At 67.6% G+C, this 17,216-nt stretch carries 16 protein-coding genes; 8 read left to right on the plus strand and 8 right to left on the minus strand.

Annotation, left to right across the window (positions count from 1 at the left end; genetic code table 11):
• Window positions 1-41 precede the first annotated feature (41 nt).
• From ASD42_RS26180 to hrcA, 4 genes are all read right to left on the minus strand, one after another.
• Complete coding sequence (locus tag ASD42_RS26180; RefSeq protein WP_056821830.1) at window positions 42-1,106, minus strand: PhoH family protein; 1,065 nt, start codon at window positions 1,104-1,106, stop codon at window positions 42-44.
• Between the two features lie 168 nt (window positions 1,107-1,274).
• Window positions 1,275-2,015 carry a 16S rRNA (uracil(1498)-N(3))-methyltransferase gene (locus ASD42_RS26185; protein WP_056821386.1) on the minus strand — a complete coding sequence of 247 codons (741 nt, stop codon included), beginning with the start codon at window positions 2,013-2,015 and terminating at the stop codon, window positions 1,275-1,277.
• Window positions 2,016-2,019: 4 nt separating this feature from the next.
• Window positions 2,020-3,174, minus strand: coding sequence for a molecular chaperone DnaJ (gene dnaJ, locus ASD42_RS26190; RefSeq protein ID WP_056821388.1), 1,155 nt, complete (start codon window positions 3,172-3,174; stop codon window positions 2,020-2,022).
• Between the two features lie 130 nt (window positions 3,175-3,304).
• Window positions 3,305-4,339: a heat-inducible transcriptional repressor HrcA gene (gene hrcA / locus ASD42_RS26195; RefSeq protein ID WP_056821832.1), complete on the minus strand. Its 1,035-nt coding sequence runs from the start codon at window positions 4,337-4,339 to the stop codon at window positions 3,305-3,307.
• Window positions 4,340-4,633: 294 nt separating this feature from the next.
• On the opposite strand from hrcA, the gene ASD42_RS26200 reads away from it, so the two are divergent.
• Both ASD42_RS26200 and ASD42_RS26205 read left to right on the plus strand, forming a co-directional pair.
• Window positions 4,634-5,107, plus strand: a complete 474-nt coding sequence (locus ASD42_RS26200) for a hypothetical protein (protein ID WP_156677597.1) — start codon at window positions 4,634-4,636, stop codon at window positions 5,105-5,107.
• Between the two features lie 161 nt (window positions 5,108-5,268).
• Entirely contained in the window at window positions 5,269-6,549 is a 1,281-nt protein-coding gene (locus ASD42_RS26205; RefSeq protein WP_156677598.1) for a hypothetical protein, read from the plus strand.
• Window positions 6,550-6,615: 66 nt separating this feature from the next.
• On the opposite strand, the gene ASD42_RS26210 is transcribed toward ASD42_RS26205, so the two are convergent.
• The 3 genes from ASD42_RS26210 to ASD42_RS26220 form a co-directional block, all read right to left on the minus strand.
• A complete protein-coding gene (locus ASD42_RS26210) occupies window positions 6,616-6,858 on the minus strand; it encodes a hypothetical protein (RefSeq protein WP_056821395.1) in 243 nt (80 codons plus the stop codon).
• Between the two features lie 232 nt (window positions 6,859-7,090).
• A complete protein-coding gene (hemW, locus tag ASD42_RS26215; RefSeq protein WP_082844048.1) occupies window positions 7,091-8,311 on the minus strand; it encodes a radical SAM family heme chaperone HemW in 1,221 nt (406 codons plus the stop codon).
• A gap of 51 nt (window positions 8,312-8,362) precedes the next feature.
• Complete coding sequence (locus ASD42_RS26220) at window positions 8,363-8,791, minus strand: SgcJ/EcaC family oxidoreductase (RefSeq protein WP_056821397.1); 429 nt, start codon at window positions 8,789-8,791, stop codon at window positions 8,363-8,365.
• A gap of 435 nt (window positions 8,792-9,226) precedes the next feature.
• Here ASD42_RS26220 and ASD42_RS26225 point away from each other — a divergent pair, with 435 nt between their 5' ends.
• The 6 genes from ASD42_RS26225 to ASD42_RS26250 all read left to right on the plus strand — a co-directional run bounded on the left by ASD42_RS26225 (window position 9,227) and on the right by ASD42_RS26250 (window position 16,181).
• Window positions 9,227-11,011, plus strand: coding sequence for a nitrite/sulfite reductase (locus ASD42_RS26225; protein WP_056821398.1), 1,785 nt, complete (start codon window positions 9,227-9,229; stop codon window positions 11,009-11,011).
• Between the two features lie 44 nt (window positions 11,012-11,055).
• Window positions 11,056-11,751, plus strand: a complete 696-nt coding sequence (locus ASD42_RS26230; protein WP_056821400.1) for a phosphoadenylyl-sulfate reductase — start codon at window positions 11,056-11,058, stop codon at window positions 11,749-11,751.
• A complete protein-coding gene (gene cysD / locus ASD42_RS26235; RefSeq protein ID WP_228537684.1) occupies window positions 11,730-12,707 on the plus strand; it encodes a sulfate adenylyltransferase subunit CysD in 978 nt (325 codons plus the stop codon). Before ASD42_RS26230 ends, cysD begins: the two co-directional genes overlap by 22 nt.
• Window positions 12,707-14,002, plus strand: coding sequence for a sulfate adenylyltransferase subunit 1 (locus tag ASD42_RS26240; protein WP_056821403.1), 1,296 nt, complete (start codon window positions 12,707-12,709; stop codon window positions 14,000-14,002). The genes cysD and ASD42_RS26240 overlap by 1 nt, the downstream gene beginning before the upstream one ends.
• Window positions 14,002-14,931 carry a sirohydrochlorin chelatase gene (locus ASD42_RS26245; RefSeq protein ID WP_056821405.1) on the plus strand — a complete coding sequence of 310 codons (930 nt, stop codon included), beginning with the start codon at window positions 14,002-14,004 and terminating at the stop codon, window positions 14,929-14,931. Before ASD42_RS26240 ends, ASD42_RS26245 begins: the two co-directional genes overlap by 1 nt.
• 314 nt (window positions 14,932-15,245) lie before the next feature.
• Window positions 15,246-16,181, plus strand: coding sequence for a hypothetical protein (locus ASD42_RS26250; protein WP_056821406.1), 936 nt, complete (start codon window positions 15,246-15,248; stop codon window positions 16,179-16,181).
• Window positions 16,182-16,525: 344 nt separating this feature from the next.
• Here ASD42_RS26250 and ASD42_RS26255 read toward each other — a convergent pair whose 3' ends face one another.
• A complete protein-coding gene (locus ASD42_RS26255) occupies window positions 16,526-17,149 on the minus strand; it encodes a TetR/AcrR family transcriptional regulator (RefSeq protein ID WP_056821408.1) in 624 nt (207 codons plus the stop codon).
• Window positions 17,150-17,216 lie beyond the last annotated feature (67 nt).

The raw sequence follows: 17,216 nt of genomic DNA on the forward strand, positions 1-17,216 counted from the left end.
CATCGGGCCAGCTTGATCGTGTCCCGCCCCGGTTCCGCCGGTTAGCGACGGTCGGTGCGGCCCGCTGCCCGGCGCTGGGCTCGATTGCCCGGGTAGTGCGGGCCGGGGACCGCGCGGGTCTCGGATTCGAAGCGGTCGTAGGCGTCGACGATGTCGGAGACAAGTCGGTGGCGCACCACGTCGGCGCTGGTGAGCTCCGAGAAGTGGATGTCGTCGATATCGGTGAGGATCTCCGCGGCCGCCCGCAGACCCGAGCGCTGCCCGTTGGGCAGGTCGACCTGCGAGATGTCACCGGTGACCACCATCCGCGAACCGAAGCCGAGGCGGGTGAGGAACATCTTCATCTGCTCGGCCGTGGTGTTCTGCGCCTCGTCGAGAATGATGAACGAATCATTGAGGCTGCGGCCACGCATGTACGCCAGCGGCGCGACTTCGATGACACCGGATGCCATCAGCTTGGGAATCGCTTCGGGGTCCATCATGTCGTGCAGAGCGTCGTAGAGCGGACGCAGATACGGGTCGATCTTGTCGTTGAGCGTGCCGGGCAGGAAGCCGAGCCGCTCGCCCGCCTCGACCGCGGGCCTGGTCAGGATGATGCGCGTGACCTGCTTGGACTGCAGGGCCTGCACTGCCTTGGCCATGGCCAGGTAGGTCTTGCCGGTGCCCGCGGGGCCGATGCCGAACACGATGGTGTTGTCATCGATCGCGTCGACATAGCGCTTCTGGTTGAGCGTCTTGGGGCGGATGATCTTGCCGCGCCGCGACAGGATGTCCAGACTCAGCACCTCGGCGGGCGATTCGGACACGCCCTCGTCGGTGAGCATCGAGATGGTGTGGCGAACCGCCTCGGGGGTGATCACCCGGTTGCGGCCGGTCAGCGCCACGAGCTGCTCGATAACCCGCTCGGCCAGCGCCACGTCGCCGGCTTTACCGGTGATGGTGACGGTGTTGCCGCGGACATGGATATCGGCCGGGAGCAGTTTCTCCAGCTGACGCAGGTTCTGGTCGGCCGAGCCGAGGAAACCGAAAACCGACTCCGGGGCGAGCTCGATGCTGGAACGCACGGTCCGCGCCGCGGGACCAGCATTGTTACCGCCTGCGCCGATGTCTGATACGGGGTTGGTGGGGTTGCCGATCTCGCCTGAGTTCTTCAAAAGTGGCTACAGCCTGCTTCCGGTTTCGACCTGGTGTTCGATGAGATCAGTTTACCGCCGAGCACTGACACCGCACAGTGGTTAAAAATGTGCCCGTGGTATGCGGCGGCCCATTCCTGCTCACCAGCGCGAAGTCAACGCTCCCAGCGCACCGAGCGCGACGGCCGCCGCGGTGGAGGTGCGCAGCACGGTGGGGCCGAGTAGCACGATGTCGGCACCGGCCTCTTCCAGCGCTGCCAGTTCGGCGTTGTCGAGGCCGCCTTCGGGGCCGACGATCAAGACCACGTCGCTCGCCCGCGCCAGCGGAAGCTCGGTGAACTTGCCCGCGCCGGATTCGTGCAGGGCCGCGACGATCGCGCCGTCCGCCTTCGCTTTTCGCACCAGCTCGACCAGGTCGCGGGTGCGGTGCAAGCCTGCGATCTCGGGAATGTAGGCGCGACGGGACTGCCGGGCCGCGGACTTGGCGGCCGCGCGCCACTTGTCGATTCCCTTGCCGGCCTTGGCCTCCCAGTTCGCTACGCAGCGCGCGGCCTGCCAGGGGACGATCAGGTCCGCGCCCGCCTCGGTCATCAACTCGACGGCCAGCTCGGAGCGATCGGACTTGGGCAAGGCCTGCACCACAGTCACCTGCGGGGTGGGCGGGGTGGCCAGACGGCGGTCACGGACCGCCAGCTCCAGGCGATCCTTCTGGGCCGCGACGACTTCGGAGTCGGCGAGCACACCGTGCCCGTCGGACAGGGTGATCGGCTCGCCGACCTTGATCCGGCGCACGGTCGCCGCGTGGCGACCCTCCGGACCGTCCAGCACCGCGACGGCCCCGGGTTCGGGCACCTCGTCGAGGTAGAAGACCGTCGCGGCCACGGCCTCAGCGTCCGCTGAACGACGCGCGCAGCCGGGCGAACAGGCCGCTGTTGTGCTCGGACTGGGTCGACATCACCTCGGCGCGATCCTTGTCCCGCATGCCCTTGAACTTGCGCAGCAGATCGGTCTGCCTGCCGTCGAGCTTGTTCGGCACCACGATGTCGAGGTGGGCGAGCAGGTCGCCACGCGCGCCCGAACGCAGGCGCGGCATGCCGTGGGCACGCAGCTGGATGACCTCGCCGGGCTGGGTGCCCGCCGCGATGGTGAGCTCGGTGGGGCCGTCGAGGATGGTGTCGACGACCACGGTGGTGCCGAGGATCGCGTCGACCATCGGCACCCGGACGGTGCAGTGCAGGTCGTCGCCGTCGCGAACGAAGGTGTCGTGGGGCTGCTCGACGACCTCGACGTAGAGGTCACCGGCGTGGCCGCCGCCGGGGCCGACCTCGCCCTGAGCGGCCAGGCGAACCCGCATACCGCTGGCGACACCGGCCGGGATGGGCGCGGCGATCTCGCGACGAGCACGCACTCGGCCGTCGCCACCGCACTTGTTGCAGGGGTCGGGGATGGTCTCGCCCGCGCCACGGCAGGTGGGGCAGGGACGCGAGGTGAGCACCTGGCCGAGGAACGAGCGCTGCACCGACTGCACCTCGCCCGCGCCGTCGCAGGTCTCACAGCGGATCGGCTTGGAGTTGCCGTTGGTGCCGGAGCCCACGCAGACATCGCACAGGATCGCGGTGTCGACGGTCAGATGCTTGGTGACGCCGACCGCGCATTCGGCCAGGCTCAGCCTGGTGCGGATCAGCGAGTCGGCGCCGGGCTGCACGCGGCCACGCGGCTTGCGCTGGCCACCGCCCTGGCCGCTCATCCCGCCGAAGAAGGCCTCGAAGACGTCGCCGAGACCACCGAAGCCTGCACCGTTGAATCCTGCTCCACCGCCGCCGTTTTCGAGCGGGTCACCGCCGAGGTCGACGATCCGGCGCTTCTCGGGGTCGGTCAGCACCTCGTAGGCGGTGGAGACTTCCTTGAAGCGGGCCTGCGCGCCCTCGTCCGGGTTCACGTCGGGGTGCAGTTCGCGGGCCAGTTTGCGGTAAGCGCGCTTGAGCTCCTGGTCGGTGGCATTCTTGCCGACGCCGAGCAGTCCGTAGTAATCCCGTGCCACGTGAGTTCTCTAGTCCTTGGTCGGTGTGGGCCGGCCGAGCGCCGGGCGCATCCTTTAGTCGAATCCACTCAACTTTACCGGCCGAAGTATCGACCTTAACAGTCCGGTTGTTGTCGTTCCCGCGCTGGCTTCACCTTTCGGCGAGCACCTCGCCGATGTAGCGGGCGACGGTCGCCACCGATGCCATGGTGCCCGGGTAGTCCATGCGGGTGGGGCCGAGCACGCCCATACCGCCCAGTACGGCACCGGCGGCGCCGTAGCCGGTGGAGACCACCGAGGTGCCGCGCATCTGCTCGACCTGGGTCTCCTCGCCGATCTGCACCATCACCTGACCCGGCTGCTGCGCGGCGGCGAGCAGTTTGAGCACGATGACCTGTTCTTCCAGGGCTTCCAGCACGGTGCGTAGGGAGCCGGGGAAGCCGAAATCGGCGACATTGCGGGTGAGGTTGGCGGTGCCGCCGAGGACCAGCCGTTCTTCGGGATGCTCGACCAGCGTCTCCACCAGGACGGTGGAGACCCGGATCAGCACGTCGCGAATCTTGGCCGGTGCGCGTTCCGGCACCCCGGCCACCGAGGCGCTGGCCACCGAGAGCAGTTTTCCGTCCATGGCGCCGCCGAGCAGACCGCGCACGGCGACGAGGTCCTCGTCGGAGATCACCGCGCCCAGGTCGACGATGCGTTGGTCGACGCGGCCGGTGTCGGTGATCACCACCAGCAGCAGACGAGCCGGGTTGAGTGCGACGACCTCGATGTGGCGCACGATCGCGGCCGAGACGGTGGGGTACTGCACGACGGCGACCTGGCGGGTGAGCTGGGCCAGCAGGCGCACGCCGCGACGCAGGACGTCGTCGAGGTCGACACCGGATTCGAGAAACTCCATGATCGCCCGGCGTTCGGCGCCGGAGAGCGGTTTCACCTCGGCGATCCGGTCGACGAATTCGCGGTAGCCCTTGTCGGTGGGGATACGCCCCGAGCTCGTATGCGGCTGGGTGATGTAGCCCTCGGCCTCGAGCACCGCCATGTCGTTGCGGATGGTGGCGCTGGAAACACCCAGGTTGTGCCGTTCCACGAGGGACTTGGAGCCGATCGGTTCCTTGGTGGCGACGTAATCCGCGACGATCGCTCGCAGGACCTCGAAACGTCGATCCTCGGTGCTCGACGCCATCGACCCCACCTTCCTCGCTCGTGCCTGGTACGTCACGCCTGCCGTGCTGCGTTCGCACAGGGTCGCACGTCGACGCTCGCAGCGTCTTGTTCTCCAGTCTAATTGTCTTGTTCTCGATCCCCGGACCGCACGGCTGTCCGGCATCGAACTGTCACACGGGGATATCCGGCCGCGGGGGCGGCGTCCGGCCCGCCGACTCGGTCGAGCGCGGCGGCGAGTTATCCACAGGCCCTAGTTGTCCACAGATGCGGTTCCTGGGGTTGTCGGGTTCGGGGAGCGGGCGTAGTTTCGGGAGTGAATCAGGGGATCTACCAGCAATTTTCAACTATCGACACGTGGCGCGGGGAGGGAACTGTGGTGCATCAGGGCGGGGTCGGCGAGGCGTGGCAGATCGGGTCGAGCGCGGTCGCGGTGCGGCCGGCGGAGTTCGCCCGGATCGACGATGCGTGCGCGGAATTTCTGCGGGTGATCGCGCGGATTCGGGTACTTGCCGTGGAAGTCGGCGATCAGACGCAGTGGGGATTGGGCGAGAGGCATGCGCGGTTGATATCCGGTTCCGCTCTGGTGGCGCGATTGCGTTCGGTGGCAGCGGCGAAGGAGAACAGCATCGTTGCCGTCTCGGATGCGCATTCGCGGGTCGTCGGCGATATTCGCCGGTCGTTCCGGGAAGCGCGCGATCTGATGGTGGTTGCCGACGAAGAGTGGGCTTATCGGCTTCGATCTGCGGAAACCTATGCAGGACAGCAGATTTCCACGGAGCCAGTGTGACCGGCCACGCGCCGAGCGGTATTCGGGGCGGCGGGAACACATATTCGGACTATTCGAGCGACGCCATGGAATCGGGTGTTCCCGGCGGAGGAGAGAACACACATTCTTGGCGACACCGGGAGATCGTCGCGGCATTCGCGGCACTCGAGGTGACCGACGCGTTGACGCAAGCGGACAGGTTCGAGCAGATCGCGCGGTGGTGGGACGACGGCTTACACGCCTTCCGGCACGCGGTGGAGGGATCGCTCGCACTGGCTTGGTCGGGCGCGGGCGCCGGCGCGGCAGGTTCCGCGGTCGCAGGCTATGTCGCGCGAGCGCACGATCTGACGCTCGCTTTGGAGGAGTTGCCGGGCGTGGTTCGGGCGGCGGCCGAGGCGATCGCGGCGACCAGATACGCGGTCGGGTCGCCGGATATCGAGGAATCCGACGCTGCGGCGTGGTCGGTGAGCAAGGCGGTTCATGCCACGGGCTCAGCATCGGCGCACGGTGCGGCGTCGGCCGCGGAGGAGGATGCGCGAGCCGCGATGCGGCAGCGGTATGTGTTGCCGTTCGCCGAGTTGGTCACTCGCATTCCCTTGCTGCCCATGCCGCTTCGGTCCTTCGACTCCGACGCGACAGGCGATCGACAGTTGCTGATCGGCACCGCGGGGCAGTCGCGGGGCGAGAGACGTATACAGCCGCCGGACGAGATTTCGACCGGCGGCGCAGAGAACGAGACCACAGCGACCGGGAGGGGCTCTGCACTGCACGAGGTGATCGGGGATTCGGAAACCATGGGACGCGATGGTCGCGGAACGGACGTTCCGAACGATGGTTCGGATGGGTTCGACAACCTGTCGGCGAAATCCGATGACGGGGCGGTGGGTTCCGGCTCCGCTACGACGGTGACCTCGACATCGACTGCTGCCACCGGCATGACTCAGCCGGGCGGTACGCCTGCGTTGACAACACCCGGCGGCTCCGGATTACTCACCGCGCCTACCGGGACTTCGGCCGCAGCCATCGACCCCGCGGTCGTTTCGGCAGGGCGCGGTCCATCGGCTGGCTCAGTAGCTGGGCGTGCGTGGCCGAACGTCAACCCGAGCGGGGCCCGTGGCCGAATGCCGGGTAGCTCCGCGCAGTATCGACCGCCCGGTCAGCGTGACGTTTCCGGGCCAGGGATCGAGAACAGCATCCCCGGTTCCACAGGCCCGGTCATCGGCGCCAACCCGCGGTCAGGGCATACCCCAACCAGGTCGGGCGATCGCTACTTCCATTGCGGCGGAGCACTACCGGCAGCACCAGGCGTGGACGCCACACGTGGCCTGCCGGAGTACTTGATCACTCTGGCGAACACCGCGGAACTGCTCGGCGAGCCACGACCGGCAGTAGCAGGTGGCGTGATCGGGGGTGGCGATGATTTCGTGCCCGGCGAGCAGCGCTCACCGGCGACTCGGGGCTGACGGCGATGTCAGCGAGTCGACGGGACTCTTCAGCAATGGCCGCCCGGTCGGGCGGCCGATGCCGAATCAGACTCGGGCAGCTGCGCCGCAGCGAGCGGCCGAGTCGGGAGCGCCGACCTCTTTGCCCGCGAGGGCATCCAGGCCGAGCATCGCCAGCAGCGAGCCGCAGTCGTCGGCGTCATTGGAGTGCGACGCGACCGTCCTAGCGGCGACCGCGCACTGACGCGCGTTCTCCGCCTTCTCAGCGGAGCGCGCTTCAGCGAATTCGCTCTGCTCGTGGACGAGGGTGATGTGCCGTTCGGTGGACATATAACTCCCTAGGATCGAGTTGAAGCCTACGCCCCTAATCGTTATCTTCCACCCCGAACCCACCGAACATACCCTTAGAGCACCCACTGTTCCGAGCTCCTCATCAGGTGTGCATTGGTTTGTTCCCCCACTATGACCGGGCATTTTCTGGTATCGATCCCAGGGCTGAAAAATCTCGAAATTCAGATCACGATGACATCACCGCCGCGCGATTCCTCAGCGGACGAAATGATCAGTCGAGAAGGTCGCGGACGATGCCGTCGGCAAGGAGACGACCTCGGTCGGTGAGCACCAGGTTGTCGCCGGTGATGCGAACGAGGCCGTCGGCGAGGATCCGGTCGAGGGCGGGGGCGGCGGACGGGGCCAGGTCGGCGAGGGGCAGGCCGGTGCGCAGGCGGACCGTGAGCATGAGGTGTTCGGTGTAGCGCTCCTCGTCGGTGAGGGCTTCCCAGCCCGCGGCGGGGAGGCCGCCCAGAGCTACCCGGTCGGCGTAGCGGGCGGGGTGTTTGACATTCCACCAGCGAACTCCGCCGACGTGGCTGTGCGCGCCGGGGCCCGCGCCGAGCCAGTCACCACCGTCCCAGTAGCCGAGGTTGTGCAGGCAGCGGGCGGAATCGTTTGCGGCCCAATTGGATACCTCGTACCACGTCAGACCGGCGGCGGCGAGGCGGGCATCGATGCGTTCGTAGCGGGCGGCGAGGACATCATCGTCGGGTGCGGGCAGTTCACCACGGCGGACCTTGCGTGCCAACGCGGTTCCGTCTTCGACGATCAGGGAGTAGGCAGAGACATGATCGACACCGGCCGCCAGCACCGCGTCCAGACTCAGGTCCAGATCGGCGTCGGTCTCACCGGGAGTGCCGTAGATCAGGTCGAGGTTCACGTGATCGAACCCGGCCGCGCGCGCTTCTTTCGCCGCGGCGACCGCGCGCCCCGGCGTATGCGTGCGGTCGAGCACCTTCAGCACGTGCTGTGCGGCGGACTGCATACCGAGCGAGATCCGGGTGTATCCAGCCGCGCGCAGCCGCTCGAAGAACTCGGGCGAGGTGGATTCCGGGTTGGATTCGGTGGTCACCTCGGCGCCGGCGGCCAGGGTGAAGTTCGCCCGCACCGCATCCAGCACCGAGGCCAGACCATCGCCACCGAGCAGCGACGGCGTCCCACCGCCGACGAAGATCGTCGATACTTCGGGGGTCGCGCTCGGCAGAGCACCGAACTCGGCCGCGGCGGTCGCGAGCTCGCCGCGCAATGCCTCCAGCCACGACTGTGGAGAAGCCGAAGTACCCAGCTCCCCCGCCGTATAAGTGTTGAAGTCGCAGTACCCGCAGCGCGTGGCACAGAACGGCACGTGCACGTACACCCCGAACGCGCCGCCCCCGAAATCGCGCAGCACCGGCCGATCGGCATCGGCCGGTGTCACGCCGGGAGCCCCGGAAGCAGCGCTGGTAGTCACCCCTCCAGTCTGCCGGGCCCTGGTACCGCGCCCCGCGCGACCCCTCTCGCGTCAGTCCGCCACGACAGGGGTGTTCTGGTTGGCGGTGAGCACCCAGGCGCCGTCCTCCTTCGTCATCACATACATCGGCGTGCCCTGACCGGACAGCTCGCCGTCGAGGGTGAAGTAGCTCTGGCGGATCTTGACGGCGGCGACATCGGGCCGCAGGAAGAGCACGTGCTCGACGTCGTAGGTCGCGGAGCCGTGCGTCGTCGCGCCGGGCAGCACCTGAGCGGTGAACTCGGCGATGGCCGGGCGGCCGAACAGGCGCTTGCCATGGCCGGTGGTCCAGATCGCGTCTTCGCGGAAGACTGCGACGAACTCCTCGGCCAGTTCGTTGGCCTGGGCATGCGCGATGGTGTCGACGACGGCGCGGATGGCCGCGAGTTCAGCGTCGAGATCGGCGGGGGTCTGACCGGTGGCAGTGGCGTCGTTGCTCATGCGACTACTGTGCAACCTCGAGCGCGCTCCAGGTCAACCGAGCTGTGCGACACCGCACGCGCGCCCCCTCGGGCGTATCACAGGCCGGTTCCGGGCGATGGGCTATGACCCCCGTCACAGAACAGGACGGCCGTCCAGGGAATTTCCCCCAAAAGTGCGGGAAATATCTCCTTGCGGTCGGAACGACCCGGCTGACGTGGCACAATAGGCACATGCACGCAACTGGAGTACGACTCGTGGCCCGTCGCCACGTCGACTTCCAGCGTGTCTGTAGCGCCTGTTGTCGGCCCGGTTTCCACCGGTAGCGCAGCGGCGTCCACGCCCGGGTATCCCCCGGTGCCTTCGACTTTCATCGGCCCGCTGACCGCCTGACGCGAGCCAGCCCCTCGCGCCTTCAGCACGGATGTCCAACCACCCCGCAGGAGCGACCCCACCATGACGTCGAGCACCGACGCCGGTTCGACCGAACAGTCGACGGCGCAGGCCCGCACTGAGCGTTCAGCTGCCCAGCGCCCGGCCCGCCCGAGCACCGATGCCCCGGTCGCACCGCGCGCCCGCACCGGAAAGCCGGTCCGCCGCCGCTCCGAAGGCCAGTGGGCCCTCGGCTACCGCGAGCCCCTGAACCCGAACGAACAGTCCAAGAAGGACGACAACCCGCTCAACGTGCGCGCGCGCATCGAGAACATCTACGCCAAGGGCGGCTTCGACTCGATCGACAAAGCCGACCTGCGTGGCCGTTTCCGCTGGTGGGGTCTCTACACCCAGCGTGAAGAGGGCTACGACGGCACCTTCACCGACGACGACAACATCGACCTGCTCGAAGCCAAGTACTTCATGATGCGGGTGCGTTGCGACGCGGGCGCGCTCAGCGCCGCCCAGTTGCGCACCGTCGGGCAGATCTCCACCGAGTTCGGCCGCGACACCGCCGACCTGTCCGACCGCGAGAACGTCCAGTACCACTGGATCGAGGTCGAGAACGTCCCGGAGATCTGGCGTCGGCTCGAGTCGGTCGGTCTGCACACCACCGAGGCGTGCGGCGACTGCCCGCGCGTGATCCTCGGTTCGCCGCTGGCCGGTGAGTCGCTCGACGAGATCATCGACCCGACCCCGGCGATCGACGAGATCGTCAAGCGCTACATCGGGAAGAAGGAGTACTCCAACCTTCCCCGCAAGTTCAAGACCGCGATCTCGGGCCAGCAGGACGTGGTGCACGAGATCAACGACATCGCCTTCGTCGGCGTGAACCATCCCGAGCACGGCCCCGGTCTGGATCTGTGGGTCGGTGGCGGTTTGTCGACCAACCCGATGCTGGCCCAACGCGTCGGTGCGTTCGTGCCGCTCGACGAGGTGCCCGATGTGTGGGAAGCGGTCGTCGCGCTCTACCGCGACTACGGCTACCGCCGCCTGCGTACCAAGGCCCGCCTGAAGTTCTTGATCAAGGACTGGGGCATCGAGAAGTTCCGTCAGGTCCTCGAAGACGAATACCTGAAGCGCAAGCTGATCGACGGCCCCGCCCCGGAGCAGCCTGCCAAGCCGATCGACCACGTCGGTGTGCAGAAGCTGCGCAACGGCCTGAACTCCGTGGGGTTCTCCCCCATCGCCGGTCGCGTCTCGGGCACCATCCTGAGCAAGGTCGCCGACGCCGCGGAGAAGTACGGCTCCGATCGCATCCGCTTCACCCCGTATCAGAAGCTGATCGTCCTCGACATCCCCGACGACCAGGTCGACGCGCTGATCGACGAGCTCGAACCACTCGGTCTGCAGGCCCGCCCCTCGGTCTGGCGTCGGAACCTGCTGGCGTGCAGCGGCATCGAGTTCTGCAAGCTCTCCTTCGTCGAGACCCGCAAGCGTTCACAGGTGCTCGCACCGGAGCTCGAGCAGCGCCTCGCCGATATCAACGCCGAACTCGATGTGCCGATCACCATCAACATCAACGGCTGCCCGAACTCGTGCGGCCGGTCCCAGATCGCCGATATCGGCTTCAAGGGCCAGCTCGTCGACGACGGCACCGGGAATCAGGTGGAGGGTTTCCAGGTTCATCTCGGTGGCAGCCTCGGCCTGGACAGCGCGTTCGGCCGGAAGTTGCGTCAGCACAAGGTGACCAGCGTCGAGCTCGGTGACTACATCGATCGCGTCGTCCGCAACTTCGTCAAGAACCGGGAATCCGGGGAACGCTTCGCGGTGTGGGCTGTGCGCGCCGACGAGGCCGACCTCCGATAGTCGATGAGGAGATCCCCACTGTGACAACGAATCTCGCGGCAAAAATGTCCGAAGAAGAACTGCGCACGCTCGCCGAGCAGGGCGCGGCCGAGCTGGGCCCCGATGCCTCGCCCGCCGACCTGATCGCGTGGACCGACCGCAACTTCGGCAACGGCTACATCGTCGCCTCGAATATGCAGGACGGCGTGCTGGTCCATTTGGCCGCGCAGACCCGACCCGGTGTGGACGTGCTGTTCCTCGACACGGGCTACCACTTCGCCGAGACCATGGGCACCCGCGACGCGGTCGAGGCCGTGTACGGGGTGAACGTGATCAACGTGCGCCCCGAGGCCAGTGTCGCCGAGCAGGACGAACTGCTCGGCAAGGATCTGTTCTCCCGTGACGCCGCCGAGTGCTGCCGGCTGCGCAAGGTCGTCCCGCTGAAGAGGTCGCTGAGCGGCTACAACGCGTGGATCACCGGCATCCGCCGCGTCGAGGCGCCCACCCGCGCCAACGCGCCGCTGATCTCGTTCGACGAAGCTTTCGGCCTGGTGAAGATCAACCCGATCGCACCGTGGTCCGACGACGAGATGCAGGCCTACATCGAGGCCAACGGCATTCTCGTCAATCCCCTGGTGGAGGAGGGTTACCCGTCCATCGGCTGCGCACCGTGCACGCGCAAGCCCGAGCCGGGATCCGATCCGCGCAGCGGCCGTTGGGCCGGTATCGCCAAGACCGAATGCGGATTGCACCAATCATGACCATCACCACCACTGGGAGTGAGCCTGTGAGTACCAACACCACCGAACGCGAGCTCGGCCTGACCGAGTTCGACACCCTCGCGGCGCTGGAATCCGAGGCGATCCACATCTTCCGTGAGGTCGCGGGCGAATTCGAGCGCCCCGTGATCCTGTTCTCCGGCGGCAAGGACTCCACCGTCCTGCTGCACCTGGCGCTCAAGGCCTTCTGGCCCGCGCCGCTGCCGTTCACGCTGCTGCACGTGGACACCGGGCACAACCTCGACGAGGTGCTCGAGTTCCGCGACAAGGTGGTCGAGCGCTACGGCCTTCGCCTGCACGTCGCCTCGGTCGAGGAATACCTCGCCGACGGCCGCCTGACCGAACGCCCCGACGGCATCCGCAACCCGTTGCAGACCGTGCCGCTGCTCGACGCCATCACCGAACACCGCTTCGACGCGGTCTTCGGCGGCGGGCGCCGCGACGAGGAGCGTTCGCGCGCCAAGGAGCGGATCTTCTCGCTGCGCAACGCCTTCGGCCAGTGGGACCCGAAGCGTCAGCGGCCCGAGCTGTGGAACCTGTACAACGGCAAGCACGCCGCGGGTGAGCATGTGCGCGTGTTCCCGCTGAGCAACTGGACCGAGCTCGATATCTGGCGCTACATCGCCCGCGAGGACATCGACCTGGCGTCGATCTACTACGCGCACGAGCGTCCGGTGTACTCGCGTGACGGCATGTGGATGACCCCCGGCGTGTGGGGCGGCCCGAACGAGAACGAGGTCCTGGAAACCCGTTCGGTGCGCTACCGCACCGTCGGCGACGGTTCCACCACCGGCGCCATCATCTCCGACGCCGCCGACAACCAGGCCATTCTGGCCGAGGTCGCGGCGTCCCGACTGACCGAACGCGGTGCGACCCGCGGCGACGACCGCGTGTCGGAAGCCGCCATGGAAGACCGCAAGCGAGAGGGTTATTTCTGATGTCCGACCTATTGAGGCTGGCCACCGCCGGTTCTGTCGACGATGGTAAGTCCACCCTGGTCGGACGCCTTCTCTACGACACGAAGTCCGTGCTGGCCGATCAGATCGACGCCGTCACGCGCGCCTCGGTCGACCGTGGGCTGTCCACGCCTGACCTGTCGCTGCTCGTCGACGGCCTGCGCGCCGAGCGCGAGCAGGGCATCACCATCGACGTGGCGTACCGCTACTTCGCTACGCCCAAGCGGTCTTTCGTGCTCGCCGATACCCCGGGGCACGTGCAGTACACGCGCAACACGGTCTCGGGCGCGTCCACCGCGCAGCTGGTGATTCTGTTGACCGACGCCCGCAAGGGCGTCATCGAGCAGACCCGTCGCCACGCGGCCGTGCTGGCGCTGCTCGGTGTGCCGCGTCTGGTGCTCGCCGTGAACAAGATCGACCTCGTCGACAACCCGGCCGAGGTGTTCGCCGAGATCTCCGCCGAGTTCAACGATCTCACCTCGAAGCTGGGCTGGGCCACCGAAGACGTCATCGAGATCCCGGTCTCGGCGCTGCACGGCGACAATATCGCCAGCCGCTCCGAGAACACCCCGTACTACGACGGTCCCTCGCTGATCGAGCACCTGGAATCGGTTCCGGTGGACGCGGATTCGACCGGAACGCACGCGCTGGGTCTGCGTTTCCCCGTGCAGTACGTGATTCGCCCGCGCACCGCCGAGTACCCCGACTACCGGGGCTACGCGGGTCAGATCGCGGCGGGTTCGGTCTCGCCCGGTGACGAGATCGTGGTGCTGCCCTCGGGCAAGAAGACCACCGTCGAGCGCATCGACACCCCCGACGGCGAACTGGCCGTGGCACAGGTCGGGCGCAGCGTGACGCTGATCCTGGCCGACGAGGTCGACATCTCGCGTGGCGACATCATCGCCTCGGCGCACGACGCGCCGGAGCCCATCGACGCCTTCGACGCGACCGTGTGCTGGCTCGGCGACAAGGGTCTGCGTCCCGGCGCTCGGCTGCTGCTCAAGCACGGCGCCAAGACCACGCAGGCCATCGTCGGCGCGCTCGTGGAGCGGTTCGACGAGCAGACGCTCACCGCGCAGCCGAACCCGGAATCGCTGGAGCTCAACGACATCGGTCGTGTCTCGCTGCGGCTGGCCGAGCCGATCCCGGCCGACGACTACCGCACCAACCGGCACACCGGGTCGTTCCTGCTGATCGACCCCGCCGGTGGCAACACCCTCGCCGCCGGCCTGGTCGGCGACGTGCTGGCTTCGGTCGAGGTCGGTACCGCGGTCTGATGTATCGCCTGTCCGCCCCGCCGCGTGGCGCCGTTTCGGCGCCACGCGGCGCAGGCGGGCCCGCGTTGATCGCGGTCGCCCACGGCAGCCGTGATCCGCGTTCGGCGGCGACCATGGCGGCCGTGGTCGCCGAAGTCGCCGCCGCCCGGCCCGATATCCCGGTTCGGCTGGCTTTCCTCGATCTCAGCGCCCCTTCGGTGGACGAGGTGGTCGACGATCTCGCCGCGCAGGGGCACACCGATGTGATCGTCGTTCCCCTCTTACTCGGCAGCGCTTTTCACGCGCGTGTCGACCTCCCGGCCCTACTGGCCGATGCCACCCGTCGGCACTCCCGGCTACAACTCACCCAGGCACCTGTTCTCGGCCCCGACCCGCTGCTCATCTCGGCACTCGCCGATCGGGTCGCGACGGCGTGCCGACTCCCCTCACTTACGGCCCCGATGGCGACGGATTCGCAACCGGCCGCGCAACTGTCAGCGAACCATGGCTCGACGGCGACCACACTTCACGCCTCGATGGGATCGTGGCTCGCGCCGCTCAGCGTGGTGACTCCGGTGGCCGAGCCGATACGTGGACCTTCGCTGGGGATCGCCGTCGCCGCTGTCGGATCGCGCGATGCCGCGGCCAATCGGCGGACCGCCGTCGTGGCGCGCCGACTGGCGGCCGTCACCGGCTGCCCCACCGAAATCTGCTTCGCGACAGTCGAACCCGGCCTCGCTCCGGCCCTGGATCGACTGCGCGCTCGCGGCGCGGAACGCATTGTCGTCGCGCCGTGGTTCTTGGCGCCGGGGCTGCTGACCGATCGGCTGGTCGCCGCCGCGCCCGAGGTCGTGCATGCCGACGTCATCGGCGCGCACACCGCGCTGGTCGACGTGATCTGGACCCGTTACGACGACGGCGTCGCCGCCGACCTCGAACTCTCCGCCTGATTCCTGCGCGATCCCGGCTGCCGACTTCCCCACGAGTAGTAGGTCGACCCGCGTTCTACGCCGAACCCGCGGAGGCGAGTGCGAGGCCATCCAAGTCCTCCCACGACCCGCTTCGCCCTCTGATGGACACCGTCGGCAGCAGGGCCGCTCGTACCGAGGCCCCCATACGCAGAGCAGCTGGTAGCGCGGCGGATCTATAGCTCCGAGCGTTCGGCACTCCAGTGCCGCAGCTCACATGCCTCCACCTCTTTACTGCATACCCCATGGGGGTATATGTTCGAGTCAACGCACAGCGAACCGAGAGAGGCGAAACAATGACCACCCACGCCCACGCCGGACACACCGACCACGCCGCTACCGCAGCCGAGCCCGCTCACGGCGATCACCTGAACCACGCCGCTCACGGAACCCCTACCGACAACCACGACCACGGCCGACATGCGGTCGCCGAGCAAGCCACGCACGCGCACGCAGGACATGCAGCCGGTCACGCCGGGCACGATGCGGGTTCACCCGGCGGATTACAGATCACGCAGGACGGATACACGCTCGATCTCGATACCACGATCGCCGAACCGGGCAGGATCGACTTCCGGTTTCGGATCCTCGGACCGGACGGAGCAGCCGTGACCGACTTCGACACGATTCACGATCGGGAACTACACCTGATCGTGGCACGACGGGAGTTGACCGGGTTCTGGCACGTGCATCCACAGCGGGAAGCGGACGGCACCTGGGCGATCCAGCTGGAACTGCCAGAGGCGGGGGCTTACCGGGTGTTCACCGATATCGCCCCGCGGGCACTCGGCCGGACGATCACGATCGGCGCGGACCTGGCCATCGCCGGACACTATGCACCACAACCTGTTCCAGCGGTAGCTCGCGTCACCGAGGTCGACGGCTACGAGGTGACCGTAGACGGCGAGTTGCGCACCGAGGGCGATCTGTTGACGCTCACCGTGCGCAAGAACGGCGAGCCGGTCACCGATCTACAGCCCTACCTGGCGGCTTTCGGCCACCTCGTCATCCTTCGCGCGGGAGACCTCGCCTACGTCCACGTGCACCCCAACGGCGAACCCGGCGACGGCGTTACCCCCTCGGGCCCCGAAATCACCTTCCACACAGCAGTTCCCGGCCCCGGCACCTATCGACTTTTCCTCGATTTCGAACACGACGACGCCGTCCGCACCGCCGCCTTCACCCTCACCACCGCTCCCCAGCACGCCCCCGCTCACAACCACCACCAGTGATCCCTGCCGTACCCACGCACCACACGGGCTCATCACACGGAGCACAGGCGGCGCCGCTGCCCTCACCGGTGGCGGCGCCGTTCTGTTCCGCCTCCCCGTCGGAACAGTGTCATCTCCCGCTGCGGCCCGACCACCCTGGAATCCCCAGCCATCACTATCGCAGAACTCCGCGCCGCGTATTCCGGCCGGAATCAGGCGCCACCTCGGCAACATGGGCGAGCTCGCCAGTGCCCGGCGAGTGGCCCATACTCTCCGGAATCACTGACCGAAGCGGGTCGACGAAGCAGCGTTTCCCGTCGCGTCAGCGCTGAATACGCGCGCCGACATACCGCGAGGGCGCCCGGCTAGGCCCCACTCGCCGCGTCCGACAACAAGCGGGTCGCGATGGTGCGGGCCGCCTTGACGCGGGTCGAGTCACCGGTCTGGCGGGCGATATTGGCGGCGCTCACGATCGCATCCAGCTCGAAGACCAGCAGGTCGGGGTCGACGGCGGCGAGTTCGCCCATGGCTTGGGCCTTGCGGACCTCGTCGGCAAGGAAGGACAGCCAGCTGTCGTGGTCGGCGACGACGGCGTCGCGCACGGGGCCGGGCTTGCTGCTGAATTCGGTGAGGGTGGCCACCCGGAAACAGCCGCCGGGGAAGGGGGGATTCTCGATGTGGGCGAACCAGCCGTCGATCATCGCGCGGACCCGGGTTCCGCCGCGCGGGGTGCGCAGGCCGGGGGCGACGACTCGTTCGATGAAGATGTCGCGGCCTGCCTGGACGGCGGCGAGTTGCAGGGCCTCCTTGGTGCCGAAGAGGGTGGCGATGCCGCTTTTACTGATGCCGAGGTCGATGGCGAGTCGGCCGATGCTGAGGCCGTCGAGGCCTTCGACAGAAGCGAGTTCGACGGCGCGACGGGCGATAGTGGCGCGGGCGCGGGCGCCCTTGGCCAACCGCTGGTCGCTCGGTTCCGTCAGCTGGGTCATAGGGATCATTGTTCCACCGCGGGGTTGCAAAGGCGAACGATCGGTCGTACTTTTATTTACGAACGAT

This window comes from Nocardia sp. Root136 (assembly GCF_001427185.1).
Lineage (GTDB): Bacteria > Actinomycetota > Actinomycetes > Mycobacteriales > Mycobacteriaceae > Nocardia > Nocardia salmonicida.